The organism is Phormidium pseudopriestleyi FRX01, from assembly GCF_017313335.1.
Taxonomy (GTDB): domain Bacteria; phylum Cyanobacteriota; class Cyanobacteriia; order Cyanobacteriales; family Laspinemataceae; genus Laspinema; species Laspinema pseudopriestleyi.
The window spans coordinates 1-6,020 of sequence record NZ_JAFLQW010000080.1 but is presented as its reverse complement, the minus strand read 5'-3'; the positions used below and the strand labels follow the sequence as shown (position 1 = coordinate 6,020).

4 protein-coding genes are annotated in these 6,020 nt (G+C 50.2%); all 4 read right to left on the bottom strand.

The genetic code is table 11. The features are described 5' to 3' along the window. Positions 1–209, bottom strand: a 209-nt coding sequence (locus J0895_RS03360; RefSeq protein ID WP_207086718.1) for a CBS domain-containing protein, incomplete at its 3' end; no start/stop codon positions are given. Positions 210–816: 607 nt separating this feature from the next. Next, positions 817–3,219: a DUF3769 domain-containing protein gene (locus J0895_RS03355; protein ID WP_207086717.1), complete on the bottom strand. Its 2,403-nt coding sequence runs from the start codon at positions 3,217–3,219 to the stop codon at positions 817–819. 120 nt (positions 3,220–3,339) lie between these two features. Beyond that, positions 3,340–3,456 (bottom strand): photosystem II reaction center protein I, encoded by a 117-nt coding sequence (locus tag J0895_RS03350; protein WP_207086716.1) that lies wholly within the window; start codon positions 3,454–3,456, stop codon positions 3,340–3,342. A gap of 459 nt (positions 3,457–3,915) precedes the next feature. Further along, a complete protein-coding gene (locus J0895_RS03345; protein ID WP_207086715.1) occupies positions 3,916–5,739 on the bottom strand; it encodes a hypothetical protein in 1,824 nt (607 codons plus the stop codon). Between the last annotated feature and the right edge of the window lie 281 nt (positions 5,740–6,020).

Below are 6,020 nucleotides of genomic sequence, written 5' to 3'. Positions count from 1 at the left end.
GGCGCCGTTTCTTCGGTTTCACTGGATTTGACCCAAAGTCCGGAGGACAAAGGACAAGCGGGTTTTTCTGGCAGCATTAACCCGATCGCCTCGTCCAAGGGGGTGTCTGGTGAAAGGGTGACCAGTTTTCGCTCAATGGCAGTTTCGGGGGATAAGGAGGAAACGGGTAAATCTTTAAGCTGCATGGCAATTTGTTTTAGAGTAGACATATAAACTAAATAAGTTAGCGTTTAAAATACTAGATATTTTTGATAAACATGAGAGACGAATGCTAGGCTAAATGTAGCAATGGTACCTCTAAGTTAAATTTCACCGCCTACTCATCTCAATTGTTAGCTATAACACTAAAAACAGACATCTCTCCTCAGACGGAAGTTTTAAGTGAAATATTCCTCTAACAATCCATGAACTATGACCATCTGGATCTTTGATCGCGCCGGTGTGGAACAATCTATCTAGTCCTGGGGTACAGTAACGGGAAGACAACCGGGTTTCTTTCCCAAATCTTTGGTAATTAGCCACAAAGAAAGGGCCAGAAACCCGGTTTCTTGTCCCGGGTATTGACGAGGGGACCAGCATCCTAGGGTCCAGAAAATAACAAGAGGGCAGTTCCTGGATTACCCTGACCGATCGCATTGAATCGACTCCAACAACCATCAGTCTTATTCTCGGGATGTCATATCAACCGCATCGCAGACTATCCGAATTCCACAACAGCAATTGTAGGGTGGGCAATGCCCACCTTCTCTTCGGTGGGCATTGCCCACCCTACTCCTTTAACAAACGAATAGGGATGATTTATTTTGGGGAATGCCCTTAGCGATCGCCCACCGGGGAAAATCGATTACCACTCCCGAACCAACTAAAATTATTCAGTTGCAGACTCAGAGACCCTACTTGTCGTTCGGGACTAAACCGCAGATTCACCCCATAAGTCCGGCGACTATATTCCATCGATAAATCCGTACTAATCCGTTCCCCAGTATCCAAATTAAACGAGCTTTGTACTCCCACTCTAAACGGTCCATAGACTTGCTGAGTCACCCCTGCCGTCAGGACCTTGGAATCCGCAATCCGGTCGAATAAAAAGGGCGATTCCCCATCTTTCCAAATGCGCGACAAACTCACATTAAACCCAGTATAATCCAGCCAGCGACGAGAAAAATGCCCAAACTGCCCTTGAATACCAATGCTGCCCGTAAGAGCATTTTGAGTATCATCTGAACCGTAAATACTAGCAACTCCTGTTAATCCGCCAAACAGTCGAACATAGGGAACCACGGGTGCAGGAGTATAACGCAATCCTTCAGTCCTTGTTCGGGGTAAGGCTTTCCCTTGCCAGAGTAAAAAGCCTCGGGAAACAGCAGCAGAGGCTTGAAATCGGCTAGAGTCAATGCGATTATTATCCCGAACTAGAGGGAGTAGCTGTGGGCGATCGCTATCAGCATCAATATATTGTGCACTGGCTTGATAACTCAAATTGATGCCAGTTCCCCCTAGGGAAATCGCCGGAGAAGTGACAACTAATCCGACATTTTGATGAACGGTTTGATATCCCAAAGACCCATTAAACAGGCGATCGCGATAATTATATTCTCCCGATACCGCATGAGTTCCCACCATCTGCCGGACCCGTAACGTCCCCCGCAAATTCTCCTCTTCGTCATTAAAATCAAAATCCGTAAACCTTGCTTCTCCCACAATGGAAGTCGTCGGAGTGGGATTGGCCCCCAACCGCGCTTTCAGTCCAAATAAGCGCGAGGGTTTCCCAATACCATCAAGCAAGGTCCGTTGAATATAATATTGGGGAATTAAATTAATTTGAACGGGTCCACTGCCACCAAGCGGAATTACGGTGGTTTCAGCATAAACTCCGCCTCGGTCCTCTTGATCATAGCCGAAGCGAATTAAGGAGGGGTCTTGATCGCTGCGATCGAGAATGACTCGTTCTCTTAATAACGGAATCGAGATGCGATCGTCAAAGACTAAGCGCGGGTTTTTGGCAAAAATTTCATCCTGTAATGGAGAGATGGGACGAAAGGTGGCCCGGGGCGATCGCAACTCCAACTCGGGAGGAGAAAACGGATCGTTCGTCATCCGGACATTGGTGCCTTCCCACCCCAAATCATTGAAATTCAGGCGATCGGCTTCAAAGCGAAAGCGATCAATGGTTCCGCCAGTGGTGGGAAGACTTCCGCGACCCCCGCCAAAAGTGATACCCCCGGCAGGAGTGATTCGCCTGGGGGGTTCTCCAGCCCGGAGTCGGTCCATGATATCCTGTTGTTGCAAGGCGGTTGCTGAGACATCCGTGGGTAATCCCGGGGAAAAGTCGTCCGCTGTGGTGGGGGTAAAAATATCCCCTTTGGCCCCATCAATGCCGCCGCGATTTTGCACGAGGTCATATTCAATGCGATCGCCTTGGAGGACTTGCTGTCCTTTGACATACACTGCTTCTCCCTCGGCGATCGCCACCTGGGATTCTAAATTAATTTGCAGGCGTTCCCCGTCGATGGCGGCACCCCGTCCTCTCATCCTGGCATTGCCTTCCCCGGTGACAATTTGCCGTTCGTTGTCGAACTCTTGGCGATCGGCTTTTAATTCCACGGTATCCGCAGGGGCGATCGTCGGTGGAGTGCGATTTTCCCCAGAAGTTGCAGGAACTTCCGCCACTCTCTCTCCCGCTTCCGGGTCGGTTTCCTGAGCTCTTGTCACGGGGAGTTCCGCTGTTTCCACTTCTTCTGGATACAAATCCCGAGTCTGGGGTTCGGTTTCACTCACGGATGCCGATTCCCCAGGGGATGCGGTCTCTTGGAGGGCAGCGGCGTTACGCAGGGTCCATCGCAAGCCAATTGATAAAGTCTCGATCGCCTCAGTCTCGGGGTTTTTTTCTGTAGGGGATTCGAGATCGGGGAGTTGCTTGGCGGAGGGTTCGGTTATGGGTGTTTCAGATTGTTCTAATTCTTTGGCTGCCACACTTACCGGGGGTTCAACCCGTTTTAGCGGTGAGGAAATTTCTAACGGTGGACCTAAAAGCGCTGCAGAACTGACGCCATAATCGGGTTCAGTGACGAGGGTTTCCGGTGGCGTGGGATGAATTTGTCCCGATAAGTCGGTTGCTGAATCATCTACAGATGGGGCGATCGCCGACGAAGTGAACAGACAGGGTGAAACTGGTGTAACAATAGCAGGCGGTGGAGGAGGCAGAACCGGGTAAGGCATATTTAGAGAATTAGACTGAATAATCAATAGCCCAAACGTGAACCCTTTACCCAGGTTCGCGATGCTTGGGCGACCAGGAGGCCGCCCAAGTATCGCCATCAAGGTCTGAAAATTCCTTGATTATTCGAGGTCGCGCCGTTTTGGGTTACGGGCCGGGTCTCCATTCAGAAAGCCAAAGACAAATAAGGCCAAGAAGAAGGAGACAACAATAGAAACTACGATTTTAAGGGTCACCATGCAGATATCTCCAGTGTTTGGAAAAGCTGTGAGAGTTTACCATCCAGACTCTCCAGTTTTTTTATCATATCCTCAGGCTGTCCCGTTTTATTAAGAAATATTTGGGTTTCGTTGCAGAGTTTAGATAGGCCAATGGATTTTGGTTCCCTGCACCCTGCTGTGGGGGACGTCTGTTGGCGATCGCTCGTTCCCCAACTTCCCCGTGATCCCAAATCCGCGTCTCAAAAATCGTTTTTATAGAGTAGCCCCCGCCCCCTTACAAGAGTAGGTTTTTGACTTCCGGTCCCCGGACCTTGGCAAGGTCCGGGGACCGGAGAATCACCCTGAAAGTAAAAAACCTACCCTTGTAAGACCCTAACCCGGACCTTGCCAAGGTCCGGGGACCGTCTATGATCTTAAATGTGAGGCAAATTCCCCTGAACGTAAAGAACCTACTCTTGTAAGCCGGACGGTCCCCCCTTAATTAAACAGTTGTTGCCGCGCCCATTGCCACCCTTGAATCAGTTTATCTTCCAGCCAGAAGAGGATCTGATCAAACCACTTCAAAGCTTGCTCTAAGGGGTGTAGAATGTATTCCACTTCGGCAATTTCCACGTCGATCCAGTCGCTTTTTGGTGGGGTTTCGACCTGGGGTGGCAATTGTTGCACAGGAGACTCAACAACGGGACTGGGGCGGCTAACTCGTGAGGTGGGTTGGACTGCTGCTGTTCTGGAAACCGATCGCTGGGGTTGGACTCGTCGGTGATTTCCTTGGGTGGATTTGCGGAGGGAGGATTTGCTGACTGGTTGCGACTGCCCAATTCGTCGGGTGGTCGGATAAGGGGGGTTCAGAAATTGTTCCACCGCCTCAACTCCCCAGAAGGAGTCCGGCAACCTGTCTAATTCCGGGTTACTGGACAACTCCCCGATCGCCGCTTCAGAATTTACGGGCAAAGGCTTGACATTGACAACATTTTGTGCTATTTCTTTCCCTGAAACTTCCGTTTGAGTGAACGGGCGATCGCCGTCTCCGGTTAACGTCTGATCCGAGGCCTCGAAGAAATAATCCACTGCCGATTGAATCAACAATTGCATTCGCAGGGATAGGGATTGATTTTCCTCCGAGAGTTCAGAATCAGTGTTGTCCTGTTGGGGTTCGGTGACGAGGGCGATCGCCAGGTTTTGAATCCCCTTCAGCATGGACTCGCCTCTATCTGCCACGGTTTCGCTGAGGGTTCCTCCCTCGGGAAGTTGCATCTCTTCCCATCTCGCCACTGCCGCATCCATCTTTAACAAGACAGCTTCAATTTTAGGCTGACCCTGATGGCGAGGAGATACTTTCCCCTGGGGTTGGGGAACTTCCCTCACCCCATCCGGTTGCAAAACCAGGGGAGAGGGTTGCCACAAATCCCCCACTTTGGCTAGACTCCGGTCGAATAAATTGCCTAGAGGTACGGGTTGAACTCCGGCAATCAGTTGACGCAAGCGACGCAATCGCTTAACAGGCGGTAACTGTTTTTGAGGTTGTGAACCCGTGAGTACAGAAACAGATTCTTTAGATGACAAGCTTTTCGGTTCAAAGTTGTACTCTGCTGCTGCCAGTTCCCCATCAATTCTGGCTTGCAATTGTTGCTGCTGGACGGGGGTGAGAATATCTAAGATTTGATTGCGATCGCTGATTAAAACTAAACTCCGGGTTTCCAGCAGGGTAGCAATTCCTTGAATCACCGGACGACTGGTGGCGATCGCCGAGGCGGGAGTTGCCACGGTTAGGGATTGTTCCATTGATGCCACTGGGACTAGGGTTCCTGGGCGATCGCCCTTCACCCCAAACCGGGCGAGAATTTTCCCCGGAATCCAGTTCAATACCCGTTCCCGCAACCCAATCCGTCCAGAGGTTAAAGCGAGAACCTCCTGGGGTTGGGGTGAGTTGTCCTCTTCTGTGACCAAAACTTGCCAGGATTCCTCGGCATCTGCTGTTGCCGCAGCAACTGCCACGAGTTCTACTCCACTCAAGACTCGGGCGATCGGGCGATCGCCTTCAGGGGTTTCTGAGGCCCTGTCGTCCGCAGTTCCCAGGGTTTTTGCCGAGGATTCTGACGGGTTGCCTGTTCCCGCCAATTGCTTTCCTACAAACCGGGTGGCCTGATACACTGCATAGACCGGAATCAGTAAATAATGGCCTCCAGTTTGGGCAATCCAGCGGATTTGCTGTCCAGCCTTTTCTAACTGGGTCGCCAGTTTCCGAGACCCCGCTTGCAGAAAATTGAATAATTTACTTTGATATCGACCGGAAGAGGACATAATTTTTAAGTTAAGCAGTTTGTTAGGGGGCGGATTTCATATTGACTATCCGCAATATGAACCTCTGTAACGGGTTTTTTTATTTAAAGAATGCCTGGAGAATCCGAAACCCGTCATTTCATCATAAATCAATCATATCGAAAATTTGAGCAATTTTATGCCAGATCCAAACAGTGAAATAACCCGATCAATTGAGAAACTGCGGCAACTCACTCGGGTGAATGCGATCGGTAGTTGGCGATACCGAATTGCAGATTTATCCGTGGAGGAAGGGACAGCAG

Bases quoted from the DNA above. Each gene is read 5' to 3' on its own strand.
- J0895_RS03355 (WP_207086717.1), bottom strand. From the start codon at position 3,219: ATGCCTTACCCGGTTCTGCCTCCTCCACCGCCTGCTATTGTTACACCA.
- J0895_RS03345 (WP_207086715.1), bottom strand. From the start codon at position 5,739: ATGTCCTCTTCCGGTCGATATCAAAGTAAATTATTCAATTTTCTGCAA.
- J0895_RS03350 (WP_207086716.1), bottom strand. From the start codon at position 3,456: ATGGTGACCCTTAAAATCGTAGTTTCTATTGTTGTCTCCTTCTTCTTG.